This is a genomic window from Sphingomonas sp. Leaf257, assembly GCF_001422185.1.
In the GTDB taxonomy this organism is placed as follows: Bacteria; Pseudomonadota; Alphaproteobacteria; order Sphingomonadales; family Sphingomonadaceae; genus Sphingomonas; species Sphingomonas yabuuchiae.
Genome location: NZ_LMMH01000003.1, coordinates 178958 through 204076 on the forward strand (window position 1 = coordinate 178958; position 25119 = coordinate 204076).

Sequence of the window (25119 nt, forward strand, 5' to 3'; positions counted from 1 at the left end):
CGCGCCAGCATCAAGAGTCGGGCCGTCGCCCGGCACCAACCTGCCTCCCGGCAAGGTGGTGCCTTTCCGGATGGAGAGGGATGTGGCCGAACCGGCAACAACGGGACGAACCGCCACTTTCCTCATCCGACTCGTCATAGGTACCAAGGATTTGTGATGAGCGCGGTGGTTCCCCAACATTCTGCCCCCCAGCAATTTGCCAGCGACAATTATGCGGGCATCTGTCCCGAGGCCTGGGCCGCGATGGCCGAGGCGAACCAGGGCTATGTCCCGGCCTATGGCGAGGACCCCTATACCGACCGCGCTGCCGACGCGTTCCGCACCCTGTTCCAGACCAAGTGCGAGGTCTTCTTCGCCTTCAACGGCACGGCGGCCAACTCGCTGGCGCTGGCGGCGCTCTGCCAGAGCTATCACAGCGTCATCTGCTCGGCCTCCGCGCATGTCGAGACCGACGAGTGCGGCGCGCCCGAATTCTTTTCCAACGGATCGAAGCTGCTGGTCGCGCAGACCGAGGACGGCAAGCTGACCCCCGACGCGGTGCGCGCGCTCGCCACCGGCCGGTCGGACATCCACTTTCCCAAGCCGCGCGCGGTGACTATCACCCAGCCGACCGAGACGGGGCAGGTCTATACGCTGGCCGAGATCCACGCGCTGTCGGCGGTGTGCCGCGAGCTGGGGCTGCGGCTGCACATGGACGGCGCGCGCTTCGCCAACGCCTGTGCCGCACTGGGCTGCTCGCCCGCCGACATGACGTGGCGCGCAGGCGTCGATGTCCTCTGCTTCGGCGGCACCAAGAACGGCATGGCGGTCGGCGAGGCCATCCTGTTCTTCGACCCCGTGCTGGCGGAGGATTTCGACTATCGCTGCAAACAGGCGGGGCAGCTGGCGTCCAAGATGCGCTACCTCGCCGCGCCGTGGATCGGGATGCTCGACACCGGCGCATGGCTGACCAATGCCGCGCATGCCAATGCCTGTGCGCAAGCGTTGGCGGCGCGGGTCGCGGGACTGCCCGGCATCGAACCGATGTTCCCGGTCGAGGCGAACGCCGTCTTCCTCAGTGCCCCGCCTGCTGTGCTCGACGGCCTGCGTGCGCGGGGGTGGCGTTTCTACACCTTCATCGGCGGCGGTGCGCGGTTCATGTTCGCCTGGGACGCCGATCCCGCGCGGGTCGACCAGCTGGGCGACGACATCGCAGCGGTCGCGGCGGAGGCGTTGCAGGCGGCGTAGCGCGTATGCTCTTCCTCCCCTTACCGGGGAGGAATGAGTTATTGGTCCTCCGCCGTCAGACGATCGAGCCACGCCTGCGCCTGTTTGGGCTCCCCCACCGCCTCGGGCCCGACCGGCCCGCGCGAGGCGAGAAATTCGGCATGGAGCGCGAAGGGCGGCAGGCCGAGTTGCTCCCGGGCTTCATCGATCTCCTCGCCCATCTCGGTCAGCTGCGCCACCACCGGCGCCGCCGCCGCGCGGGCCACCCGGTCCTTGCGATGGTCGAACAATCCCCATTTGCCCGCCGCCGTGGTCCGCAGCGCGGCGATCAACGCCTCGCGATACTCGCCTTCCATGTCTTCGCGATGCGCGTCGAGCCGCGCCAGTCGATCACCCTTGGCCATGGCATGGCCTTACGATCCGCCCGCCGGGTCGGCAATCGCTCGCGCCGCTTCGATCAGCCGCCGCGGTCGAGTTCGATCTCGACCCGGCGGTTGCGTGCGCGGCCGTCGCTGTCGTCGCTGCCATCGGGCTTGGCGTTGGGCGCGACGGGGCGGGTTTCGCCGAGTGCGATTACCCGCATCCGGCTACGATCCAAGCCCTTGCGCGCCAGATAGTCGCGCACCGCCTCGGCCCGTTTACGCGACATGATGCGATTGGCCTCGTCATCGCCCTCGCTGTCCGAATGGCCGCGCAGGGTCAGGCTGCCGCCGCGCACCGCCGGATCGGCGGCGAGCCGGTCGAGCATCGCCTTGGCCTCGCCATTCAGGCCCCCGCCGCCCTGAGGGAAACCGATAGTGGTCGGGCTGGCACCGGCATCGGCCGTAACGGTATCCGACTGCGCGACGGTCTTGCCCGGAGACGGTGCCGGGACGGGCAGTTCGATCGAAGCACCGCTGGCCCCGGCCTGGCGCGCGACATCGCCGCCGCCGCTGCACCCGGCCAGTGCACAGGCGAGCCCGGCCGTCATGTTCCAGGCCCCCAATCGCAGTCGCATCACGCTACCCCATCATCCGGCCGATCCCCCCGGCCGGTCCGCCCTTTGTCGCGGACCATAGGCAGCGCGATGTTGCAGCGCAAATCGGCTTTAGGGTCAGGGTCGGTCCGATATGAGCCAGCGCCCTTAGGCCACCTCGCCCTCGGGCGGGGCGACGCCGCGTTGCTCGCTCAGGATGCGCCAGCCCGCCAGGAACAGCGCGGCGACGACCGGGCCGACGACGATGCCGCTCAGCCCCAGCAGGTCGATGCCGCCCAGCGTCGTCAGCAGCACGATCCAGTCGGGCAGCCCGGTGTCGCGCCCGACCAGAATGGGCCGCAGGATATTGTCGGCAAGGCCGATGACTAGCACGCCCGAGGCGACGACCACCGCTCCCTGCCAGATCGCGCCGGTCGCGAGCAGATAGATGGCCACCGGCCCCCAGATGATCGCCGGACCGATGGCGGGCAGCAGCGCCGCGATCGCCATCAGCACACCCCACAGCAGAGCGGCGGGTACCCCGACGATCCAGAAGGTGATCGCCCCCAGAGCGCCCTGCACCAGCCCGACGATGACCGAACCCTTGATGGTGGCGCGCACCACCGCGACGAAGGTATCGACCAGCCGCGTCGCGACACCCCGGTCCAGCGGCAGCGCACGGACGAAGGCCGGTCCCAGTCGCTCGCCGTCGCGGATCAGGAAGAAGGCGACGTACAGGCCGACGCCGAAGGCCAGCGCAAAGGCAAAGGCGTTGCGCCCGATCGACAGCGCCTGGGACGCGATCTGGCTGACGCTGCTGCTCAGCGTGCGCGAGATGCGGGATTGCAGTCCCTCGACGCTGTCGATGCCCCAATTGTCCATCGCCTGGCGCAGGCGGGTGGGCAGCGCATCGCGGACCTGCTGGAAATATTGCGCGAAATCGATCTGGCCGCTGCGCACCTTCAGATAGACGCCCGACGCCTGATCGACGACCATGCTGCCGATCAACAGGGTCGGCACCACCACCGCAAAGGTGATGATCAGCATGGTCAGCCCGGCGGCCAGATTGCGCCGCCCGCCGGTCTTGGTCAGCAGCCACTGGAACAGCGACCGGAACAGGATCGCCGCCAGCCCCGCCCAGAGCAGGGCCGCGAGAAAGCCCGACACCACCGCCAGCATCCCGATGGTGATCAGCGCGAGGAACAGGATGAATCCCCCGCGTTCGATCTTCTGGCGATCGATGGTCATGCTGCTGTCCCCTTTTTCATCGCGGCGTAACCGTCACGGCGACGCAACGGTTCCGTAATCTGGGTTAATGGGGCGACGGGGGTGTCATGGATTTGAGCATGCGAGCCGCATGCCCCCGCTCCGTTCAGCCTGAGCGAAGTCGAAGGCCATGCGCTCGTTCACCAAGCGGATGGCAACCGGGCTCCCTTGGCCTTCGACTTCGCTCAGGCTGAACGGATGGTGGGAATGGTGTCATTCCTCCCCTGCAAGGGGAGGTGGCAGGCCGAAGGCCTGACGGAGGGGTGTCACCGCCCGCGATGACACCCCTCCGCAATCTTACTCCGCCGCGACCGCCTCGACGCTGTCGTCGAGCGGATGCGCCAGGCGGGTCAGCATTTCCTTAGGGACAACCTGCCAGAAATGTCCGGCCACCCGGTCCCAATCCTCGAGCAGGCCCTTCGACCATTTGCTGTCGGTCCGCGCCGCATGTTCCTCGACCAGGCCGCGCAGCACGCCTTCCCAATGTGCGGAGGCGAGACGCTGCCACACGATGTTCTCGGGGTTGGCGCGGCGAGGGAAACGCTCCTCGGGGTCGTAGATGAAGGCCATGCCGCCGGTCATGCCCGCGCCGAAGTTCGCGCCGACCTCACCCAACACCACGGCGGTGCCGCCGGTCATGTACTCGCAGCCATTGGCGCCGCAGCCCTCGACCACCACGACCGCGCCCGAGTTGCGGACCGCGAAACGCTCGCCCGCCTGGCCCGCCGCGAACAGACGGCCCGAGGTCGCGCCGTAGAGCACCGTGTTGCCGATGATCGTGTTCTTCTGGCTGGCCAGCGGCGAGCTGACCGCAGGGCGCACGATGATGGTGCCGCCCGACAGGCCCTTGCCGACATAGTCGTTGGCGTCGCCGAACACTTCCAGCGTGATGCCCTTGCACAGGAACGCGCCCAGCGACTGGCCCGCGCTCCCTCGCAAGCGCACGGTGACGTGCCCGTCGGCCAGCTTGCTCATCCCGAACTTGCGGGTGATCTCCGACGACAGCCGCGTACCGACCGCACGGTGCGTGTTGCGCACCGAATAGGTCAGCTGCATCTTCTCGCCGCGCGAGAACACGGCGCTCGCGTCCTTGATGATCTGTGCATCCAGGCTGTCGGGCACTTCGTTGCGGAAGGTCGACAGGCTGAACCGCCGCTCGGCATCGGTCGCATCGACCTTGGCCAGCACCGGGTTGAGATCGAGATCGTCGAGATGCTCGGCACCCCGGCTGACCTGACGCAGCAGCTCGGTGCGCCCGATCACCTCGTCCAGCGAACGCACGCCCAGACGCGCCAGGATGTCGCGGACCTCCTCGGCGATGAAGGTCATCAGGTTGATGACCTTTTCCGGCGTGCCGGTGAACTTGGCGCGAAGCCGCTCGTCCTGCACGCAGACGCCCACCGGGCAGGTGTTGCTATGGCACTGGCGCACCATGATGCAGCCCATCGCCACGAGGCTGAGCGTGCCGATGCCGAATTCCTCCGCGCCCAGGATCGCCGCGATCACGATGTCGCGCCCGGTCTTCAGGCCGCCGTCCGCGCGCAAACGGATGCGACCGCGCAGGCCGTTCAGGGTCAGCGTCTGGTTGACCTCCGACAGGCCCATTTCCCACGGCGTCCCGGCATATTTGATCGAGGTCTGGGGCGACGCGCCCGTGCCGCCGACATGGCCCGACACCAGGATGACGTCGGCATGCGCCTTGGCCACGCCCGCCGCGACCGTGCCGATGCCAGCGGACGACACCAGCTTCACGCAGACGCGCGCCCGCGGGTTGATCTGCTTGCAGTCATAGATGAGCTGCGCCAGATCCTCGATCGAATAGATGTCGTGGTGCGGCGGCGGCGAGATCAGCGTCACGCCCGGCGTCGCATGGCGCAGCTTGGCGATGAACTCGGTCACCTTGAAGCCGGGCAGCTGCCCGCCCTCGCCGGGCTTGGCGCCCTGGGCCACCTTGATCTCGATCTCGTCACAGGCGTTCAGATATTCCGCCGTCACGCCGAAGCGACCGCTCGCGATCTGCTTGATCGTCGAGTTGGCGTTGTCGCCATTGTCGTAGGGCTGGTAGCGCAGCTTGTCCTCCCCGCCCTCGCCCGACACGGCCTTCGCGCCGATCCGGTTCATCGCGATCGCCAGCGTCTCATGCGCTTCCGGGCTCAGCGCGCCCAGCGACATGCCCGGCGTCACGAAGCGCTTGCGGATTTCGGTGATCGCCTCGACCTGATCGACCGGCACGCCCTCGTTCGGGAAGTTGAACTGGAGCAGGTCGCGCAAATAGACCGGCGGCAGGTCGCCGACCCCGCGTGCGAATTGCAGATAGGTCGAATAGCTGTCGGTCGCGACCGCCGTCTGCAACAGGTGCATCAACTGCGCCGAATAGGCATGCGTCTCGCCGCCGTCGCGCTGGCGATAGAAGCCGCCGATCGGCAGCGTCGCGACATGCTGGTCCCAGGCCGCTTCGTGGCGGACCATCGCCGAGTAATGGAGCGAGTTGTAACCCTCGCCCGAAATCTTGGCGGGCATGCCCGGGAACAGGTCGTTGACCAGCGCGCGCGACAGGCCGACCGCTTCGAAGTTGTAGCCGCCGCGATAGCTGGAAATCACTGCGATCCCCATCTTCGCCATGATCTTGAGCAGGCCATCCTCGATCGCGGTGCGATGGTTGGTCAGGCACTGTTCGATGCTCATGTCGCCGAACAGGCCACGGCCATGGCGGTCGACGATCGCGGCTTCGGCCAGATAGGCATTCACCGTGGTGGCGCCGACGCCGATCAGCACCGCATAATAATGGGTGTCGAGGCATTCGGCCGAGCGCACGTTGATCGACGCATAGCTGCGCAGGCCCCGGCGGACGAGATGCGTGTGCACCGCCGCCGCCGCCAACACGCCCGCGATCGCGACACGGCCCTCGGAGACATGCTCGTCGGTCAGGAACAGCTCGGACCGGCCCTCGCGCACCGCCTGTTCGGCCTGGTTGCGGATGCGCTGGATCGCGGCGCGCAGACGGTCGGGACCGCCATCGGCCTCGAAGGTGCAGTCGATCTCCGCGGCCGAACGGCCGAAATGCGCCTTCAGACGGTGCCAGTCGGCACCGGTCAGCACCGGGGATGGCAGGACAAGCACGCGCTCGCGCCGATCCTCGGTGTCGAGGATGTTGGCGAGATTGCCGAACCGGGTCTTGAGCGACATCACATAACGCTCACGCAGCGAGTCGATCGGCGGGTTCGTGACTTGGCTGAAATTCTGGCGGAAGAACTGGCTGATCAGGCGCGGCTTGTCGGAGATGACCGCCAGCGGCGTGTCGTCGCCCATCGAGCCGATGGCTTCCTTGCCCCCCTCGGCCATGGGCGACAGGATCAGCTCCATATCTTCCATGGTCTGCCCTGCCGCGACCTGACGGCGCAGCATTTCCGCGCGCGGCATGCGCACCAGCGCTTCCTCTTCGGACGGCGCGGGCAGTTGGTCCATGGTCAGGAACTCGCCGATCATCGCGGCATAGTCCTGCTCGCCCGAGATCTGGTCCTTGATCGCGCGATCGTCGTACAGCTTGCCCTCGGCCAGATCGACGGCGATCATCTGCCCCGGCCCCAACCGGCCCTTGGCGGTCACGGTGGCCTCGGGCACCACGACCATGCCGCTTTCCGAACCGACGATCAGCAGGCCATCGGCGGTCAGCGTGTAGCGAAGCGGGCGCAGCGCGTTGCGGTCCATGCCCGCCACCGCCCAGCGGCCATCGGTCATCGCCAGCGCGGCCGGACCATCCCACGGCTCCATCACGGAGGCGAGATACTGGTACATGTCGGCATGCGCCTTGGGCGCGTCGAGGTCCTTCTGCCACGCCTCGGGCACCAGCATCAGCTTGGCGGTCGGCGCGTCGCGGCCCGACCGGCAGATCGCCTCGAACACCGCGTCGAGCGCGGCGGTATCGGACGCGCCCGCCGGGATCACCGGCTTGATGTCCTCCGAATTGTCGCCGAACGCGATACTGGCCATCCGGATCTCGTGGCTGAGCATCCAGTTCTTGTTGCCGCGGATCGTGTTGATCTCGCCGTTATGCGCCAGGCAGCGGAAGGGCTGCGCCAGCCACCATTGCGGGAAGGTGTTGGTCGAATAACGCTGGTGGAAGATCGCCACGCGGCTCTCGAACCGGTGATCCTGCAGGTCGGGATAGAAGACCGACAGGCTCTCGGCGAGGAACAGCCCCTTGTAGATGATCGAGCGGCAGGACAGCGAACAGATATAGAAGCCGCTGATCTGCGCCGCGATCACGCGCTTTTCGATGCGGCGGCGGATCAGATACAGGTTCTTCTCGAACTCGGCGGCATCGACCTCGTCGGGCATAGGCCCGGCGATCATGATCTGCTCGATCTCGGGGCGCGTCGCCTGCGCCTTCATGCCGATGACCGACACGTCGACCGGCACCTGGCGCCAGCCATAGATGGTATAGCCCGCCTCGATGATGACGCTCTCGACGATGGTGCGGCAGGTTTCCTGCGCGCCCAGATCGGTGCGCGGCATGAAGACCATGCCGACCGCGAGGCGGTTGGGCAGAACCTTGTGGCCCGACGCGGCGATCGCATCGTCGAAGAAGCGGTGCGGCAGGTCGACATGCAGGCCAGCACCGTCGCCGGTCTTGCCGTCCGCATCCACCGCGCCGCGATGCCACACGGCCTTCAGCGCGTCGATCGCCGACTGGACGACGCGGCGCGAGGGCTGGCCATCGGTGGCCGCGACCATGCCGACGCCGCACGCATCACCCTCGAACTCGGGGCGGTACATGCCATGCTCGGCGAGATATTGGCGCTGATCGGTCATCACTTCTTATCCTGCTTGGTCGCGGCGGGAGCCTGGGTCTTGGCCAGGGCCTCGATGCGGGCGCGAATCTTGGGGAAAGCGGCCATGCCCGCGTCGCGGCCCATCCCCTTGCCGAACTCGGCCAGACGCTGCTGCAACTGCGGCTGCAAGGCGAGCAGATGCTGCCCGGCCTGCGTATTGTAAAAGGCGACGATCGCTTTCAGATCTTCCTCGGAAAAGCTCCGGCGATATTCTTCCGCCGCCGCCTCGCGAATTTCGGGATAGCGGGACCGCATGGCCGCCAGCATTTCCTCGCTCACGATCGCGCGGACCTTGGCCTGCCCCTCCGGGGTCGCCAAGACCTGCTTGATCCCGGCCGGCGCATCGGACGAGGTCTGCATCACGCCCAGCACATTACCTGTCACGAGCGGCATCAAACTCGCGAACTGGAAATCCAGCAGCCGGTCGATGTTCATCTTGTCGACCAGAGCACGGGCGGTTTCAATCCGCCCCCCTGCATCGGGGGTGGCCTCGGTCGGGCCCGTCTGCGCCGCGACCGGCGCAGCGAGCAGCAGCGCCAGCGGGACGAGCGCGCGCATCACGCCGCTTGCCTTTCGCGCGACGCGGTCTTGGCCCGCGCCTTCAGCCACTGGTGCATCGCCTTGGCGACGTCACGACCGTCGCGGATCGCCCACACCACCAGCGACGCCCCGCGCACGATGTCCCCGGCGGCGAATACGCCGTCCAGGCTGGTCATCAGCGTGCGACCATCGACCAGCACCGTACCCCAGCGGCTGACGCCCAGCTCGGCGGTCCCGAACAGGCTCGGCAGATCCTCGGCATCGAAGCCCAGCGCCTTGATGACCATGTCCGCTTCCAGCAGATGATCGGCACCCGGCTCGGCCTCCGGCGCGCGGCGCCCCGAAGCATCCGGCGCGCCGAGGCGCATCTTGGCGGCGCGCACGCCGGTCACCGTCTCGCCGCCCTCGAAGCCGAGCGGGGCGGACAGCCAGACGAACTCGGCACCCTCTTCCTCGGCATTGGCGACTTCGCGTTGCGAGCCCGGCATATTGGCCCGGTCGCGGCGATAGAGGCACTTCACCGACTTGGCACCCTGGCGGATCGCGGTACGGACGCAGTCCATCGCGGTGTCGCCGCCGCCGATCACGACGACATTCTTTCCCTCGGCATTGAGCGAGCCGTTCTCGAACGCCTCGACCGTGTCGCCAAAGCTCTTGCGGTTGGAGGCGGTCAGATAGTCGAGCGCGGCGATCACGCCGTTCGCGCCCGCTCCGTCCACCTCGACATTGCGCGCCTTGTACACGCCGGTGGCGATCAGCACCGCGTCATGGCGACGGCGCAGCTCCTCGAGCGTCGCGTCCTCACCGACCGCAAAGCCTTCGTGGAAAACGATGCCGCCGGCCTTCAACCGCTCGACCCGGCGCATGACGACGGGCTTTTCCAACTTGAAACCGGGAATGCCATAGGTCAGCAGCCCGCCCGCCCGGTCGTGTCGGTCATAGACATGGACCTCATAACCCGAGACGCGCAGATATTCGGCGGCGGTCAGGCCTGCAGGCCCCGCGCCGATCACCGCGACCGACTGGCCGCGCGCGGGTCCGGGGACCAACGGCTCGACCCAGCCCTCTTCCCAGGCAGTGTCGGTGATGAACTTTTCGACCGAGCCGATCGTGACCGCGCCGTGGCCCGAAAACTCGATGACGCAATTGCCCTCACACAGCCGATCCTGCGGGCAGATGCGGCCGCAAATCTCGGGCATGGTCGAGGTGGCGTTGGACAGCTCATAGGCTTCGCGCAACCGCCCCTCGGCGGTCAGGCGCAGCCAGTCGGGGATATGGTTGTGCAGCGGACAGTGCACCGAGCAATAGGGCACGCCGCATTGCGAGCAGCGCCCCGCCTGGTCCTCTGCCGCCGGGGGCGCATAGCGCTCGGCGATCTCGCGGAAATCCTCCGCGCGGGTCTCCGCAGCCCGCTTGGCCGGATAGGCCTGATCGCGGCCTACAAACTTCAGCATAGAATCGTTCGCCATATGCGCCTCCGAAGATGCGGATATTGCGCAGACGACCGTATGTCACCTCGAAATCGACATATATGTCAGCATAGCTTACTAATTAAAATGGGTTTTACGCTGCCGGACCCCTTTATTGCGAGCAACCCGCAATAAAAAAGGACCGCTTCGGTATTAATGCTGCGCTCAGTGCATGGTCAGTAGCGCCAGCGCGATGCTGCCCGCCACGATTCGGTACCATGCAAAGGGGCCGAAACCGTGCCGCCCGACGATTCCGACGAACCAGCGCACGACCAGCAGCGCGACGATGAAGGCGACGACGAAGCCGACCGCGATCTCGATCGGGCCGACGCTGTTTCCGGCACGCATGGCATCCATATGCCCGGCCGTCTCGACGACGCTCGCGCCCAACATGGTAGGAATGGCGAGGAAGAAGCTGAACTCCGCCGCCGTGCGCCGCTCGACGCCCAGGGTCAGCGCGCCCAGGATCGTCGCACCCGAGCGGCTGACGCCGGGGATCATCGCCAGGCACTGGAGGAAACCGACGCCCAGCGCCGTCCTCGCCGGGACCGCCGCGATGCCACGCGTCGTGCCGGGCTTCACCACCCGCTCGATCACCAGGATCGCGATGCCACCGACGATCAGCGCGACCGCCACGACCTTGGGCTGGAGCAGCAGCGCCTCGATATGCTTCTTGGCCAGCACGCCGATGACGGCGGCGGGGATGAAGGCGATCAGCAGGTTGCGCACGAAGCGGACCGAACCGGGATCGCGCTTGAACAGCCCGACCAGGACGGTCCAGAAGGTCCGCCAATAGAGGACGACCACCGCCAGAATCGCGCCCAGCTGGATGACGATGTTGAACATCTGCCACCGCGCATCGTCATAGCCGAGCAGAGCGCCCGCCAGGATCAGATGGCCGGTGGAGGACACCGGCAGGAATTCGGTGACACCCTCGACAATCCCCAGGATGATGGCGGCAATCAGATCGTTCACGCGAGTCCCCACAAGCAAAGGCAGCCCCGCCGCCATAAGGCGACGGGGCTGTCCGCGAAACGATAAAGACTGTCAGCTTGGGACGGTTCAGGCCGCCAGCGTCTCCGCGCGCCGCCCAAACCGGCCCGCCTTGCGGAAACGGATCAGATATTCGGGCGCGACGGTCGCCAGCGGGGCGGCCTCGATGCCCAGCGCAGCCAGACCCGGCGCACCGGCGGCGGCGACATTGTCCTGCTGCAGCATCAGCCACTGGTCCCAGCTGATCGGCGAGCCCGGCAGGCGGGCGAGCAGCGCGCCCGCAAAGTCGGGGATTTCCACGAAGTTGGGCTTGCGACCCAGCGCCTGGGCGATCCACCGGAGCAGCTCGCCCATCGACAGCACGTCCGGGCCACCCAGCTCATAGGTAAGACCGCCATGCGATTCGGGATCGCGCAGCGCGTTGGCGACCGCTTCGCCGACATCGCCCGCAAAGACCGGCTGGAACTTCACGCCCGAACGCAGGACCGGGACGATCGGCGCGCCCATCATGCCCGCGAAGCGATTCACGAACTGATCCTCGCGCCCGAACACGATCGAGGGGCGCAGGATGGTGGCGTTCGGGAAGGCCGCGCGCACCGCCTCTTCGCCCTGCCCCTTGGACCGGGCATAGGCCGCCGCACCATTCGCGTCCGCGCCGATCGCCGACACATGGACCAGCGCCCCGGCACCGGCGTTGCGCGCGGCTTCCGCCACGGCGCGCGCGCCGTCGACATGGATGCGCTGCATATTGCCGCCCATCACACCGACCAGATTGACGACCGCATCGGCGCCTTCGACCGCGCGTGCGACCGTCTCCGGCCGGGCGATATCCGCGGCCACGAACTGCGTCTGGCCCAGCCCGCCCTGAGTACGCAGGAAATAAGCCTGGCGCGGATCGCGCTGCGCCACTCGGACGCGCGTACCGTCCCGCATCAGTTCGCGTGCGACATAGCGGCCCAGAAAGCCCCCGCCGCCGATCAGCGTCACCAGCTTGTTCGTCATGACCGTCCCTATTCGCCAGATTTTTTGTGCACCGCCCCTTTGCCTCGCAAAAAAGCCGTTGACAAGGATTCGAACCCTACCCTAAAGGCGCAGGCCTACCCCGTGCCCAGATGGCGGAATTGGTAGACGCACCAGCTTCAGGTGCTGGCGATCGCAAGGTCGTGGAGGTTCGAGTCCTCTTCTGGGCACCATTCCTTCCCCAGGCTTCCAAGCCTCGGGACTGGCGGAAAACCAAGACTTTCTACCAACGTCACCGTGCGACAGCGCGATGACGAAGTCTTGGCCTCTCCCGCCGCCATAGGGCGCCGAGGCGCGCCCACTCATCCCCTTACAAAGCCGACGCGCCGGTCTTTCGGGTCAGGCGATTAATATCCCTTCGCGGACCCCGCTGGATTGTGCATGTGCGAAAGACGGATCGGCTTCGACCGCTTCGCCGACGATCAGCATGGCGGGATCATGCGCGCTGATCGCCTCGACCAGAAAGGCCAGCGAGGATAGCCGACCCCGGATGATTCGCTCATTGGGCAGCGAGGCGTTGACCACGACCAGCACCGGCGTGTCGGGGCTGCGCCCGGCGGCGACCAGTTGCTGGGCCACGGTCGCGGCGGCGGCGCGGCCCATATAGATGGCCAGCGTCGAATCGGTCGCGGCCAGCGCTGGCCAGTCGAGGTCGAGCGTCGCGCCCGCCTGCGCATGGGCCGTGACCAGGGTCAGGCGACGCGCCACGCCGCGCAGCGTCAGGCTGGTCCCCGCCGAGGCGACGGCCGCGCTGGCGGCAGTGATGCCGGGGCAGATTCGTACCGTCACGCCCGCCGCGCGGCAGGCGGTCACTTCCTCCGCCGTGCGACCGAAGATCGCAGGGTCGCCACCTTTCAACCGGACGACGCGCTTGCCCTTCAGCGCCGCCGCGACGATCAGCGAGTCTATGGTCCGCTGATCCTTGGAATGACGGCCCGAGCGTTTGCCGACGCTGATCCGCTCGGCGCGGGGGCCGATCAGGTCCAGGATGCCGGGGCCGACCAGCGCGTCGTAGAACACGATATCGGCCGCCGCGATCAGCCGCTCGGCCTTGCGGGTCAGCAGATCGGGATCGCCTGGCCCTGCCCCGACCAGCCAGACCGAACCGGCGGGAAATTCGTCATGCGGCATGGATAGTCTCCTCGGCGAGCAGGCGGGCGAGCGCGGGGCGGCAGGATCCGCAATTGGTGCCCGCGCCCAGAGCGGCCCCGATCCCGGCGACATCGGCCAGCCGCTGGTCGCGGATCGCCGCGACGATGGTGCGCATCCCGATATCGAAACAGGCGCAGACGATCGCACCGCGATCCGCCTGCACCCCCGGCGCGCGTCCGGCGAGCAGGGTCGGTGCGGCCTCCGCCTCGGCCAACTGGCCGATCAGCCAGTCACGGCTGGGCAATTCGCCGCTTTCGGTCACGAACAGCGCGGCGATCAGCCGGCCGCCCGACAGGATCGCGATTCGCCTGGTGCCGCGCGCCGCGTCGATCGCCTCGACGCGCTCGCCAGCGGGCAGGCACGACTCCAGCTTCACCGGATCGCCATCGCCCGCCAGTTCCCACAGGCTGCCCGCCGGAACCGCGACGCGCGTCGCCCAGAGGCAGGAGGGACGCCGCACCGGCTCGCCCGCGAGGATCAGGAAACCGCGCCAGCGCGTCGCCACTGCCGCCAGCCTCGCCGGGGTTTGCTTGAAGCCCGGCTGGCCCGACACCGGATCGACCAGCGGACGCGGCAGCAGGCCGGTTCGCCCGCCGCTGGAGGTGCGGTCGGTCCAGTGGATCGGGGTGAAGATCTCGCCCCGCCGCTGCGCAGGCGTCACGCGCACGCGGTAGAGGCTGTCGCCCTGCGGCGTCGCCACCCGCGCCAGTCCGCCATCGGTGACGCCCAATCCGGCGGCATCATCGGGATGCACCTCGACCAAAGGCTCTTCGCGGTGGCGGGCCAGCTTGGGCGCAAGGCCGGTGCGGGTCATGCTATGCCACTGGTCGCGATAGCGTCCGGTGTTGAGCGTCAGCCGCCAGGCGGCGAGCGGTCCGGAAATTGCCTTTTGCACGACCGTCACCAGCCGCGCCCGGCCATCGGCGGTGGAGAAGCGGCCATCGGCAAAGGGGGTGCCGCCCCAGCGGAACGGCGTCATCGCGTCATACTCCGCATTGCCCGCGCTCGACAGACCGGGCAGCGCGAACAGGCGCGCGCCGTCATTCTCATAGGCCGACAGACGGCAATGCTCGCGCCAGATCTCGGCGGGGCGGTCATAGGCGAAGGCGGTCTTCCACCCCATGCGGCGGCCAACCTCCTTGACGATCCACCAGTCGGGCTGCGCCTCGCCGGGCAGCGGAAAGAGCGCGCGCTGGCGGCTGATCGTGCGGTCGCTATTGGTCACGGTCCCGTCCTTCTCGCCCCAGGCGGCGGCGGGCAGGCGGACATGGGCATAGGCCGAGGTGTCGGTGTCGGCGATCACGTCGCTGACCACGACGAAGGGGCAGGCGGCCAGCGCCTCGCGCACGCGGCCCGCATCGGGCATCGACACGGCGGGATTGGTCGCCATCACCCAGAGTGCCTTGATCCGCCCCTCACCCAAGGCGCGGAAGAGGTCGACGGCCTTCAGGCCAGGCTGTTCGGCGATGGTCGGCGCGGCCCAGAAACGCTGGACACGGGCGCGGTTGTCGGGCGCGAAGTCCATATGCGCGGCCAGCGTGGAGGCCAGCCCGCCCACTTCGCGCCCGCCCATGGCGTTCGGCTGACCCGTGATCGAAAAGGGCTGCGCGCCGGGCTTGCCGATGCGCCCCGTCGCGAGATGAACGTTCAGGATCGCATTGACCTGATCGGTCCCGCTCAGCGACTGGTTCACCCCCTGGCTGAACAGGGTGACGGTGCGCGGGGTGGCGGCGAACAGTTCGTAGAAGCGGCGCAGGTCGGCCGGGGGCAGGTCGCAGGTCCTGGCGACCGACCAGAGATCGCTCCCCTCGCCCACCCGCTCCCAGAAATCGGCCGGAACCGACAGATGATCGGCAAGGAACCCCGCGTCGAGCGCCCCCGCCTCGCGGCACCAGGCGAGCAGGCCGTTCATCAGCGCCACGTCGCTGCCGGGACGCAGCGGCAGATGCAGGTCGGCTTCCTCCGCCGTCTCGGTGCGGCGCGGATCGATGACGACCAGCTTGGCACCCGCATCACACCGGGCGCGGATACGCTGATAGACGATGGGGTGGCACCAGGCGGTGTTGCTGCCGACCAGCACGATCAGGTCGGCGGCGTCGATGTCTTCATAAGATGCGGGCACCACGTCCTCGCCGAACGCGCGGGTGTGGCCCGCCACCGCGCTCGACATGCAGAGGCGCGAATTGGTGTCGATATTCGCCGAGCCGATGAATCCCTTCATCAGCTTGTTGGCGACATAATAGTCTTCGGTCAGCAACTGACCGGAGACGTAGAAGGCGACGCTGTCGGGACCATGTTGCGCGATGGTGTCGCGGAAGCGTTTCGCCACCAAATCCAGCGCCTTGTCCCACGAGGCGCGGCGCTTGCCGATCATCGGGGTGAGCAGGCGACCTTCGAGACCGACCGTCTCGCCCAGATGCGTGCCCTTGGAACAGAGCCTGCCGCGATTGGCGGGGTGGTCGGGGTCGCCCTCGATCCGGACGGCACGCTCGCCGGTGACGGTCGCGCGGATGCCGCAACCGACGCCGCAATAGGCGCAGGTGGTGCGGATCGCGTTCATGCGTTGCCCCTCCCCTTCAGGCCTTTGGCGGGCTCGGTCCGATGCCGTGGCGCGACGAGGCGGTGGAGGCCGCGCTGGTTGGACAGGAGCCGAGAAGTCGGGCAATCGGGTAGCAGGATCGAGACGCGNGGGCAGGGGGTGGCATCATTGGTGGGAACCCCGATCAGAACAGGCGCTTGGACTCGGCAAAGTCCCGGAGCGAGGGATGCGCGCGCGCCATGTCGGTAGCCGGATAGAGCAGCCCTTGGGCGATCACGTTTTGTGCAAAAGCCGGGCTCGCCAGAGCCACCACGGCCACACCGGCCGCCTTCGCGCAGCTGACCATGTTGCTGGCGGTGTTCGGTCTCGTCTCGCAGCCCGCCATGGCCGACGTCGGGCAGGAGATGAACAGCCCCTCCCCTGAAGGGGAGGGGGGAAAGCAGCCTCATGCTCACGCCGCCGCCTTCAGGGTGCTGGCGCGGCAGATCAGCACGCGGCCGCCGCTGATCTTCACCGGCACGGTCGGCGTGCAGCCCTTGTCCTCGCCCAGCGCCTCGCCGGTGCTGAGCGAGATGCGCCAATTGTGCAGCGGACACGCCACCGCGCCGCCATGGACGATGCCCTGGCTCAGCCGCCCATGCTTGTGCGGGCAGCGGTCGAGCAGCGCGAAGACCTTGTTCTCGCCGGTGCGGAAGACGGCGATGTCGTGGCCGCCCTCGACCTGCACGGTGCGGCTACCGCGTACCGGGATCTCATTCACCCAGCCGATATCGAGCCATTCGCCGATCATGCCATCTCTCCAACAGGTTGGAAGCGCGCCATCGGCGCATGGATTTCGCGTTCCTCGCCCGCGACGCGCGCGGCCCAGGGATCGTCCTGCGAGAAGCTCTGCGAATAGAAGAAGCGGCGGGCGAGTTCGGCGCGCGCCTCTTCGTCGGGCAACAGCCGCGACTGGATATAGGCCAGGCCCACACGTTCGATCCACGGCGCCGTCCGCTCCAGATAGCGCGCCTCCTCGCGATAGAGCTGGACGAAGGCGGCGCACATCTCCATCGCCTCCGCCTCGGTCGCGACCTTGCAAAGGAGGTCGGTCGCGCGGACCTTGATCCCGCCATTGCCGCCGACATGGAGTTCGTACCCCGAGTCCACGCAGACCACGCCGAAGTCCTTGATCGTCGCCTCGGCACAGTTGCGCGGGCAGCCCGACACCGCGATCTTGAACTTGTGCGGCATCCACGAGCCCCAGGTCGCCCGCTCCAGCTTGACGCCCAGCCCGGTCGAGTCCTGCGTGCCGAAGCGGCACCATTCGGAGCCGACACAGGTCTTCACCGTCCGCAGCGACTTGCCGTACGCATGGCCGCTGACCATCCCGGCCGCGTTCAGATCGGCCCAGACGGCGGGCAGATCCTCCTTCCTGATGCCGAAGATGTCGAGCCGCTGGCCGCCCGTCACCTTGACCATCGGCGCGTTGAACTTCTCGACCACATCGGCGATCGCGCGCAGCTCCTTGGGGCTGGTGATGCCGCCCCACATGCGCGGCACGACCGAATAGGTGCCATCCTTCTGGATATTGGCGTGCATCCGCTCGTTGACGAAGCGGCTCTGCTGGTCGTCGACATATTCGCCGGGCAACGCACAGAGCAGATAATAATTGAGCGCGGGGCGGCAGGACGAACAGCCGTCGGGCGTCGACCAGTGCAGCTTCTGCATGACCTCCGGAATGGAGCGCATGTCCTGCGCGACGATTTCGCGGCGGACATCGTCATGGCCGAAGCTGGTGCATTTGCACATGGTCTTCGGCCCCGCCTCGACCTCGTCGCCCAGCGTCAGCGCGAGCAGCGTCTCGACCAGCCCGGTGCACGAGCCGCAACTGGCCGACGCCTTGCAGGTGGCGCGGACGGCGTCGAGGCTGTGCGCGCCCTTGGCGATGCACGACACGACCTGGCCCTTGGTGACGCCGTTGCAGCCGCAAATCTCCGCCGTGTCGGAGAGCGCCGCAACGGCCGCCTTAGGGTCCGCCTGCCCCCCTCCCGAGGCGAAGGCCTGGCCGAAGATCAGCGCGTCGCGAATGTCGCCGACGCTTTCGCCCTTCTTCAGTAGGTCGAAATACCAGTTGCCGTCGGCGGTATCGCCGTACAGCACCGCGCCGACGATGCGGTCGTCCTTGACCACGACGCGCTTGTAGATGCCGCGGGCCGCGTCGCGCAGCACGATATCCTCTGCGCCGTCCCCGCCGCCGAAATCGCCCGCCGAAAAGACGTCGAGCCCGGCAACCTTCAGCTTGGTCGCGGTGGCGGTGGGGCGATAGCCGCTGGGGCTGCCTGTCAGCGCATCGGCAAGGCTGCGGCACATGTCCCAGAGCGGCGCGACCAGGCCGTATACCTGTCCGTCATGCTCGACGCACTCGCCGACCGCCAGGATGCGCGGATCGGAGGTGACCATATGGTCGTCCACCTTGATCCCGCGCCCGACCTCCAGCCCGGCGGCGCGGGCCAGCGCGACGCAGGGACGGATGCCGACCGCCATCACCACCAGATCGGCAGGGATCTCGCGGCCGTCCTTCAGGCGGATCGCCTCGACCTTGCCGTCGCCCAGGATCGCGGCGGTGTCGGCGCCGCACAACACGGTCTGACCGCGCGCCTCCAGCGCCTGCTTGAGCAGCCAACCCGCCGCTTCGTCCAACTGCCGCTCCATCAGCGTCGGCATCAGATGGAGGACCGTTACCGTCATGCCGCGCAAGCTCAGGCCATGCGCCGCCTCCAGCCCGAGCAGGCCGCCACCGATCACCACCGCGCTGCCACCCCGCTCGGCGGCGGCGAGCATGTGCTCGACATCCTTCATGTCGCGGAAGCTGATGACGCCGGGCAGGTCGTGGCCGGGCACCGGGATGATGAACGGGTCGGAACCGGTCGCGATGAGTAGCCGGTCATAGTCCAGCACCATGCCGCTCTGGGCGGTGACCGTCCGTGCCTCGCGGTCGATGGCGGTGACGGGATCGCCACTGACCAGGGTGATGCCGTTATCGGCATACCAGTCGAGGCCGTTGATAACGATCTCGTCGAACGTCTTCTCGCCCGCCAGCACCGGCGACAGCATGATCCGGTTATAGTTCACCAGCGGTTCGGCACCGAAGATGGTGATGCGGTAACGGGCGGGATCGCGGGCCAGCAATTCCTCGACCGCGCGGCAACCGGCCATGCCGTTGCCGACGACGATCAGGTGTTCGCGGGTATCGACCTTGGCGGCGCTCAGGACTTCGTGTTTCATCGGTTCGATCCGTCGAAGAGGAAAAGCATCAGATCCGCACGCCCTCGGCCGCGCCCCAGCTACGGCGCCAGCGGCTCTTGACCAGCGTCAGGCCCGCCAGCGCGACCAGCGCGAGCGCGGCGAAGATCAGGAACCCGCCCGAAAAGCTGCCCGTCCACTGCTTGGCGAACCCCAGCGACGAGGCGAGGTAGAAGCCGCCGATCCCGCCCGCCATGCCGACCAGGCCGGTCATCACGCCGATCTCGGCGGCGAAACGCTGCGGCACCAGCTGGAAGACCGAGCCATTGCCGACGCCCAATGCCAGCATGGACAGGACGAACAGCGCGAGCGAGGCGGCGAACCCGTCGACCATCGCCACGCCCGTCAGGGTGACGGCGGCGGCGGCGAACACGCCGAGCAGCGCCTTCACCCCGCCGATCGCATCGGCCAGCGCCCCGCCCATCGGCCGCACCAGCGACCCGGCAAAGACGCAGGCCGCCGTGGCGTAACCCGCCTGCACCGGGGTCAGCCCGAAGCGGTCGGTGAAATAGATGGGCAGGCTGGCGGCCAGACCCACGAACCCGCCGAAGGTGACGGCGTAGAAGCCCATCAGCCACCAGGCATCGGCCTGTTTCAGCGGTGCGAGATACTCGACCAGACGCCGTGGGCTCGGCGCACCCGGTGCGTCCTTGGCCATGACCATATAGGCGAAGAAGACGAGGGTCAGCGGCAGGCAGGCCAGGCCGAGGACCGCGTTCCAGCCGAACAGCTTGGCCAGCGCGGGCGCGAACAGCGCGGCGAGCACCGTGCCCGAATTGCCCATGCCCGCCAGGCCCATGGCCTTGCCCTGATGCTCGGGCGGATACCAGCGGCTGGCGAGCGGCAGCGCGATGGCGAAGCTCGCCCCCGCAAAGCCCAGGATGACGCCCAGCGCCAGCGTCCCGCCGAAGCTGTTCACCCCCAGCACCCAGGCGGAAAAGAGGCCGCCGATGACGATCAACTGGCTGATCGCACCCGCGCGCTTCGGCCCGATCCTGTCGACCAACAGGCCGTTGACGACGCGCAGGATCGCCCCCGCCAGCGTCGGCACCGCGACCATCACGCCCTTTTGCGCAGGCGTCAGGCCCAGGCTCGCGGAAATCTGCGGCGCCAGCGGGCCGAGCAGGACCCAGACCATGAAGGCCAGGTCGAAATACAGGAACGCCGCGATCAGTGTCGGCGTATGGCCGCTCGACCAGAAACCGCCGTCATCGCCCGCTTTCGCCGCTTTGCTGTCATCCCAGAATGCCGTCGCCATCGTGCCGCCTCCGTGGGGCCCAGGGCCCAAAACGAAAAAAGCCGCCAGGACGCGAGGCCCTTGCGGGTCGCATCCTGGCGGCTTCGTTGCCTCCAAGCGGAATATGGGGACCGCCCCGCTTCCGCCAGCGCGCCACCCCGTCGTTGGAGCGGACCGCGCCGTTATCTCGTGCCCGACGCCATTGCCGGGCGAATCGAAAATTGCCTGATTCGCGGGCACCGCGCAAGAGGCTTTCGCAAATGCAGCAAAACCAAGTCTATTCCTCCCCTGGAAGGGGAGGTGGCGCGCGCAGCGCGTCGGAGGGGTGTCCCGCTATCGAGAGGGTTACACCCCTCCGTCAGGCCTGACGGCCTGCCACCTCCCCTTTGAGGGGAGGAATCTCAGGGAAGTGCCGCCAGATACCCCGGAATATCATCCGGATCGAACGCCCGCCCGTCGAAGAACCGGTCGCTCCCCAGCACCAGTCGTCCTTGCGTCGAGCCCGCCCCGATCGGCTCGATAAGCGCGCCTTCCAGCTTGGAACTCGCGCCCGGCAACGGCGCGCCCGATCCGACCAGCGCGGCGCGGTACAGGTCCGGGCGGAACACCCCTTGCGCCGTCGCGGCGTCCGCATTCGAGAAGGGCAGCCCTTCCCACCGCACCATCTGCGCATGGAGCCAGCCCGCCTGGCTGCGCCACGGGAAGTTCGCCGCCTCGCGATACTGGAACATGAAGTCGGGATAATGGACCGGCTCGCCGCCCGGCACCACGCGGATGCGGTCGGTGATCGCGCGCAGGATCGCACCCATTGGCGCGTCGAGATAATGGGGGCGCGACAGAATCTCGGCGCTCTGTTCGACCGTCTCGGAATCGATGAAATGTGCCGCCGCCGCGTGCAGCGCGCGGATCAGCCGCAGCACCGCGTCGCGCCGTTCCTCGGCCTGGTCGGCGCGCATCGCCAGCACCTTTTCCACGCCGCGCCGCCAAATCTGCGCGGTCGCCAGCGCGATCCGTCCCACGCCACGATCGACCGCGATCGAGTTCCACGGCTCGCCGACGCAAATGCCGTCCACCTCGCCCGCCGCCAGCGCATCGGCGGCGAAGGGCGGGCTTGTCACGACGATATCGACATCCGTATCCGGCCGGATGCCCACCCCGGCCAGCCAGTAGCGCAGCATGTAATTGTGGCTGGAATGACGGTGCACCACGCCGAAGCGCAATCGCTGTCGCGCCGCCACCGCCCGCAGGGCCGTCCCCACCGCGATCGGATCGCCCAGCCCCTCGCCCAGCCCGCAGGCCTCCCCCAGCGCGGTCGAAAAGGTGATCGCATTGCCGTTCAGCCCCAGGACGAAGGGCACCGCCATCGGCACCGCCGGGCGATCGCGGCCCAGCGTGGTCGCGATGGCGAGCGGGGCGACCATGTGCGCGGCGTCTGTATGCCCATAGAGCAGCCGATCCCGCACCGCCGCCCAGGTGACGTCGCGGACCATTTCGATGCCCACGCCCTGCTCCTCGGCAAAGCCCAGCTCATGCGCCAGGATGGGCAGCGCGGCGTCGACCAGCGGCACGAAGCCGATGCGGAACCGGTCGAGACTCACGGCAACTCTCCCATCAAGGCCTCGCTGGTCACGATCGCCTCGGCCACCTCCGCGATGCGCCGGTTGGATTGCATCGCATGGCCGCGCAGCAACGCATAGGCGGCGGGCTCATCGATCCCGCGCCGGCGCATCAGGATCGCCTTGGCCCGGTCGATCGTCTGGCGGTCGGCCAGTGCGGTCTTCGCCTCGGCCAGTTCGGCCTGGAGCCGCGAAAAGGCCTGGAAACGGCGGATCGCGACATCGAGCACCGGCTTGATCCGCTGCTTCGCCAAGCCGTCGACGACATAGGCCGACACCCCCGCATCGACCGCCGCCAACGCGCTTTCGGCATCCGACTGGTCGACGAACATCGCGATCGGCCGGTCGAGCGCGCGCGACATGGCGAAGAAATCCTCCAGCAGGTCGCGGCCGGGATTCTCCAGATTGATCAGCACCACCTCGGGCGCGCACGCCTCGATCTGGCGGACGATCGGCCCGGCGGGATCGATCAGCACCTGATCGTCCAATCCGGCCTCGCGCAGCCCCTCGGCGATGATCGCCGCGCGTGTCGTGCTGGTGTCGATGATCGCGATCCTCACGGTCGGATGGACTAGCGGCAAAGGCGCATATCATCCAGCCCGGACGATGAAGGGCGGCATGACGTTTTTTTCAGAATAGCCGGGCCGAAGTGTTGCCTTGCAGCATCGCCGCCCTATGAGACGTTGCAACATACCACATCACCGGATTCTCCATGGCCGTTATCGACCACTCCCTTCGCCGTTCCCGCCTGGCCGCGCTGGCCCTTGCCATGACCACCTGCGCCATGCCGCTGTGCGCCAATGCGCAGGAAAGCCAAGGGCAGGAGAAGACCGAGGATCGCTCGGACATCGTGGTGCTGGGCACCCGTCACTCGGTCGACCGTACCCTGTCCTCCGACCCCGCGACCGAGCGCATGTCGCAGTCCAGCCGCTCGCTGGAGCAGGATGTGCTACAGGCGGCGGGCACGTATCGGCTGAACGACGCGCTGGAGCTGGTCAGCGGGTTCAGCCAGCAGAACAACCGCGGCGGCGTGCTCGACAATTTCGCGATTCGCGGCTTTCTGGGGACGCCGGACGGCGGCGCGGAATTCTATGTCGACGGCTTCATCGCCAATCGCGGCATGGTCCCGCCGCGCGACCCCGCGACGGTCGAGCGGATCGAGGTGCTGAAGGGCCCGGCGGGCGCGATCTTTGGCGAGGTCGATCCGGGCGGCCGGGTCAACATCGTCTCGAAGATGCCGCGCTTCACCCCCTATGCCCGGCTGACCGCGACCTATGGCTCGTTCGACACGCGCCGGGTGGAGGCGGATGCCACGGGGCCGCTGTCCGATACGCTGGCCGCGCGGATCGTCGTCGCGGCCGAGGACAGCGATGGCTGGCGCGACACGGTGTCGCTGAAGCGGCGGGTGGTGTCGCCCTCGCTGACCTGGGCGCCGAGCGATTCGCTGCGGCTGACCTATCTGGCCGAGTTCATGCAGTTCGACACGCCGTTCGATCGCGGTATCCCGGCGGTCGGCGACGATGCCAACGCGCTGTCCCGTTCCAACTATTATGGCGAGCCGTCCAACGGCCTTACCCGCTTCCGTAACGAGCGGCACCAGCTGACCGGCCTGGCGCAGCTGGGCGGCGGCTGGACGCTGAACGGCGGCATCGTCTGGCGGACCGGCTCGCTCAAGGGTTTTTCGGCGGACCAGTCGCGCATCGTCGGCACCCAGGTCTGGCGCCAGCGCCGCTCGCGCGATTTCGTGATCGACGATCTGGCCGCGCGGATGGAGCTGGCGGGCAATGTCGGGCGGCACCAGCTGAGCGTCGGCATCAAGGGTTATCGCATGACCTATGGCGAGCGCTGGATGCGGCGCAATCCGTCGGCAGCGGCGCCCTATGCGGTCGATCTCTACGATCCGGCCTCGACCTATGGCGGGACCGCCGCGTCGCTGCTGCCCTTCACCAACAATGACGAGAATCGCTGGGCGGGCACATTCTATGTCCAGGATATGTGGGCGGTGACCGACCGGCTGACCCTGGTCGGTGGTGCGCGGGTCGATCCCTATCGGCAGAAGATCGTCAACAACCGCACCGGCGGCGTCGGGCAGATCGTCGACGAGCCGGTCAAGTTCCGTGCAGGGGCCCGCTATGCGGTGGACGACCATGTCTCGGTCCATGCCAATTGGGGCGAGTCCTTCGTGCTCAATTCCGGCACCGGCCGCACCGGCGACGGATTCCAGCCCGAGGAGGCGCGCGGTTACGAAGTCGGCGTCGCGGGCCGCTGGACCGGGCTGGACCTGGGCATGACCTGGTTCGACATCGCCAAGAGCAACATCCTGACCACCGATCCGGTCGATCCCGGCTTCAACGCGCCGGTCGGCCGGATGAACAGCCGGGGGATCGAGGCCGACGCCTCGCTGCGTCTCGCCCGCCGGTGGCAGGTGATCGCCAACTACGCCTGGGTCCATGCCCGCAACGACGACAAGAGCTTCGCCACCACGGCGGTGCTGGGCGTGCCGACGCATTCTGGAACGGTGCTGGTCGTCCATCATCTGCCGCTGGCCGGGCGCGACTGGCAGTTGAGCGGCGGCGTCGCCTATGTCGGCGACCGCGCCGGTTCGCTCGATGCACAGCCGCTGGTCCTGCCGTCCTATGTGAAGGCCAAGGCGGCGGTCGAAATGCCCGTCACCGACCAGCTGCGCTTCCGGCTGGAGGCCGACAACCTGTTCGACGCGCGCTATGCCGCGAGTTCGTACAGCCGGTTGTGGATCTATCCCGGCGCACCGCGAACGGTGCGGGCGTCGCTGCGGGTGGAGATCTGACATCTTATTCCTCCCCTGCAAGGGGAGGTGGCAGGGCGAAGCCCTGACGGAGGGGTGTCACCCTCTCGATAGCGGGACACCCCTCCACCATGCTGCGCATGTGTGCGGGCTTTGACGTGCCGGGGGCACGTCAAAGCCCGCACACCCTCCCCTTGCAGGGGAGGATCGGGTCTATTCCGAATGAACCAACACGCGGCCCCTGC

General features: G+C 67.8%; 18 protein-coding genes, 1 tRNA gene and 1 riboswitch. Of the genes, 3 read left to right on the forward strand and 16 right to left on the reverse strand.

The window, feature by feature from the left end; translation table 11 throughout:
• The first annotated feature begins 2 nt into the window (after nt 1-2).
• Nucleotides 3-112, forward strand: a riboswitch (SAM-I-IV-variant riboswitch).
• A 44-nt stretch (nt 113-156) separates the two neighbouring features.
• A complete protein-coding gene (locus ASF14_RS04770; protein WP_056432377.1) occupies nt 157-1227 on the forward strand; it encodes a threonine aldolase family protein in 1071 nt (356 codons plus the stop codon).
• Between the two features lie 38 nt (nt 1228-1265).
• On the opposite strand, the gene ASF14_RS04775 is transcribed toward ASF14_RS04770, so the two are convergent.
• The 8 genes from ASF14_RS04775 to ASF14_RS04810 all read right to left on the reverse strand — a co-directional run bounded on the left by ASF14_RS04775 (nt 1266) and on the right by ASF14_RS04810 (nt 12263).
• Nucleotides 1266-1610 carry a hypothetical protein gene (locus tag ASF14_RS04775; RefSeq protein WP_056432379.1) on the reverse strand — a complete coding sequence of 115 codons (345 nt, stop codon included), beginning with the start codon at nt 1608-1610 and terminating at the stop codon, nt 1266-1268.
• A 53-nt stretch (nt 1611-1663) separates the two neighbouring features.
• Nucleotides 1664-2203: an OmpA family protein gene (locus ASF14_RS21995; RefSeq protein ID WP_082442070.1), complete on the reverse strand. Its 540-nt coding sequence runs from the start codon at nt 2201-2203 to the stop codon at nt 1664-1666.
• A gap of 126 nt (nt 2204-2329) precedes the next feature.
• The gene (locus ASF14_RS04785; RefSeq protein WP_056432384.1) at nt 2330-3409 is read right to left on the reverse strand and encodes an AI-2E family transporter; all 1080 of its coding nucleotides are present in this window, start codon (nt 3407-3409) and stop codon (nt 2330-2332) included.
• Nucleotides 3410-3724: 315 nt separating this feature from the next.
• Complete coding sequence (gene gltB, locus ASF14_RS04790; RefSeq protein WP_056432387.1) at nt 3725-8239, reverse strand: glutamate synthase large subunit; 4515 nt, start codon at nt 8237-8239, stop codon at nt 3725-3727.
• A complete protein-coding gene (locus ASF14_RS04795; protein WP_156361040.1) occupies nt 8239-8817 on the reverse strand; it encodes a DUF2059 domain-containing protein in 579 nt (192 codons plus the stop codon). The genes gltB and ASF14_RS04795 overlap by 1 nt, the downstream gene beginning before the upstream one ends.
• Nucleotides 8817-10268, reverse strand: coding sequence for an NAD(P)-dependent oxidoreductase (locus ASF14_RS04800; protein ID WP_056432392.1), 1452 nt, complete (start codon nt 10266-10268; stop codon nt 8817-8819). The genes ASF14_RS04795 and ASF14_RS04800 overlap by 1 nt, the downstream gene beginning before the upstream one ends.
• A gap of 165 nt (nt 10269-10433) precedes the next feature.
• Nucleotides 10434-11243, reverse strand: a complete 810-nt coding sequence (locus tag ASF14_RS04805; protein ID WP_236696929.1) for an undecaprenyl-diphosphate phosphatase — start codon at nt 11241-11243, stop codon at nt 10434-10436.
• A gap of 87 nt (nt 11244-11330) precedes the next feature.
• Complete coding sequence (locus ASF14_RS04810) at nt 11331-12263, reverse strand: complex I NDUFA9 subunit family protein (RefSeq protein ID WP_056432399.1); 933 nt, start codon at nt 12261-12263, stop codon at nt 11331-11333.
• Between the two features lie 104 nt (nt 12264-12367).
• Here ASF14_RS04810 and ASF14_RS04815 point away from each other — a divergent pair.
• Nucleotides 12368-12454: transfer RNA gene (locus ASF14_RS04815), tRNA-Leu, on the forward strand.
• A gap of 166 nt (nt 12455-12620) precedes the next feature.
• On the opposite strand, the gene cobA is transcribed toward ASF14_RS04815, so the two are convergent.
• The 8 genes from cobA to ASF14_RS04855 form a co-directional block, all read right to left on the reverse strand.
• Nucleotides 12621-13412 carry a uroporphyrinogen-III C-methyltransferase gene (cobA, locus tag ASF14_RS04820; RefSeq protein WP_056432402.1) on the reverse strand — a complete coding sequence of 264 codons (792 nt, stop codon included), beginning with the start codon at nt 13410-13412 and terminating at the stop codon, nt 12621-12623.
• Nucleotides 13402-15993: a nitrate reductase gene (locus ASF14_RS04825; RefSeq protein ID WP_056432404.1), complete on the reverse strand. Its 2592-nt coding sequence runs from the start codon at nt 15991-15993 to the stop codon at nt 13402-13404. The genes cobA and ASF14_RS04825 overlap by 11 nt, the downstream gene beginning before the upstream one ends.
• Before the next feature lie 163 nt (nt 15994-16156).
• On the reverse strand, nt 16157-16291 hold the full coding sequence (locus ASF14_RS22405; RefSeq protein WP_269083237.1) for a hypothetical protein: 135 nt from the start codon (nt 16289-16291) through the stop codon (nt 16157-16159).
• 132 nt (nt 16292-16423) lie between these two features.
• Nucleotides 16424-16762: a nitrite reductase small subunit NirD gene (nirD, locus tag ASF14_RS04835; protein ID WP_172839614.1), complete on the reverse strand. Its 339-nt coding sequence runs from the start codon at nt 16760-16762 to the stop codon at nt 16424-16426.
• On the reverse strand, nt 16759-19239 hold the full coding sequence (gene nirB, locus ASF14_RS04840; RefSeq protein ID WP_056432410.1) for a nitrite reductase large subunit NirB: 2481 nt from the start codon (nt 19237-19239) through the stop codon (nt 16759-16761). Before nirB ends, nirD begins: the two co-directional genes overlap by 4 nt.
• Before the next feature lie 28 nt (nt 19240-19267).
• Nucleotides 19268-20515: a nitrate/nitrite transporter gene (locus tag ASF14_RS04845; RefSeq protein ID WP_056432413.1), complete on the reverse strand. Its 1248-nt coding sequence runs from the start codon at nt 20513-20515 to the stop codon at nt 19268-19270.
• Between the two features lie 380 nt (nt 20516-20895).
• A complete protein-coding gene (locus ASF14_RS04850; RefSeq protein ID WP_056432416.1) occupies nt 20896-22092 on the reverse strand; it encodes an ABC transporter substrate-binding protein in 1197 nt (398 codons plus the stop codon).
• Nucleotides 22089-22670, reverse strand: a complete 582-nt coding sequence (locus ASF14_RS04855) for an ANTAR domain-containing response regulator (protein ID WP_056432420.1) — start codon at nt 22668-22670, stop codon at nt 22089-22091. The genes ASF14_RS04850 and ASF14_RS04855 overlap by 4 nt, the downstream gene beginning before the upstream one ends.
• Before the next feature lie 152 nt (nt 22671-22822).
• Between ASF14_RS04855 and ASF14_RS04860 the strand changes: the two genes are divergently transcribed.
• Nucleotides 22823-24916: a TonB-dependent receptor gene (locus tag ASF14_RS04860; RefSeq protein WP_056432423.1), complete on the forward strand. Its 2094-nt coding sequence runs from the start codon at nt 22823-22825 to the stop codon at nt 24914-24916.
• The last annotated feature ends 203 nt before the right edge of the window (nt 24917-25119 follow it).

Excerpts from the sequence above, each read along its gene's own strand:
- ASF14_RS04770 (WP_056432377.1), top strand. The coding sequence starts at position 157 with ATGAGCGCGGTGGTTCCCCAACATTCTGCCCCCCAGCAATTTGCCAGC.
- ASF14_RS04775 (WP_056432379.1), bottom strand. The coding sequence starts at position 1,610 with ATGGCCAAGGGTGATCGACTGGCGCGGCTCGACGCGCATCGCGAAGAC.
- ASF14_RS21995 (WP_082442070.1), bottom strand. The coding sequence starts at position 2,203 with ATGCGACTGCGATTGGGGGCCTGGAACATGACGGCCGGGCTCGCCTGT.
- ASF14_RS04785 (WP_056432384.1), bottom strand. The coding sequence starts at position 3,409 with ATGACCATCGATCGCCAGAAGATCGAACGCGGGGGATTCATCCTGTTC.
- gltB (WP_056432387.1), bottom strand. The coding sequence starts at position 8,239 with ATGACCGATCAGCGCCAATATCTCGCCGAGCATGGCATGTACCGCCCC.
- ASF14_RS04795 (WP_156361040.1), bottom strand. The coding sequence starts at position 8,817 with ATGCGCGCGCTCGTCCCGCTGGCGCTGCTGCTCGCTGCGCCGGTCGCG.
- ASF14_RS04800 (WP_056432392.1), bottom strand. The coding sequence starts at position 10,268 with ATGGCGAACGATTCTATGCTGAAGTTTGTAGGCCGCGATCAGGCCTAT.
- ASF14_RS04810 (WP_056432399.1), bottom strand. The coding sequence starts at position 12,263 with ATGACGAACAAGCTGGTGACGCTGATCGGCGGCGGGGGCTTTCTGGGC.
- cobA (WP_056432402.1), bottom strand. The coding sequence starts at position 13,412 with ATGCCGCATGACGAATTTCCCGCCGGTTCGGTCTGGCTGGTCGGGGCA.
- ASF14_RS04825 (WP_056432404.1), bottom strand. The coding sequence starts at position 15,993 with ATGAACGCGATCCGCACCACCTGCGCCTATTGCGGCGTCGGTTGCGGC.
- nirD (WP_172839614.1), bottom strand. The coding sequence starts at position 16,762 with ATGATCGGCGAATGGCTCGATATCGGCTGGGTGAATGAGATCCCGGTA.
- nirB (WP_056432410.1), bottom strand. The coding sequence starts at position 19,239 with ATGAAACACGAAGTCCTGAGCGCCGCCAAGGTCGATACCCGCGAACAC.
- ASF14_RS04845 (WP_056432413.1), bottom strand. The coding sequence starts at position 20,515 with ATGGCGACGGCATTCTGGGATGACAGCAAAGCGGCGAAAGCGGGCGAT.
- ASF14_RS04860 (WP_056432423.1), top strand. The coding sequence starts at position 22,823 with ATGGCCGTTATCGACCACTCCCTTCGCCGTTCCCGCCTGGCCGCGCTG.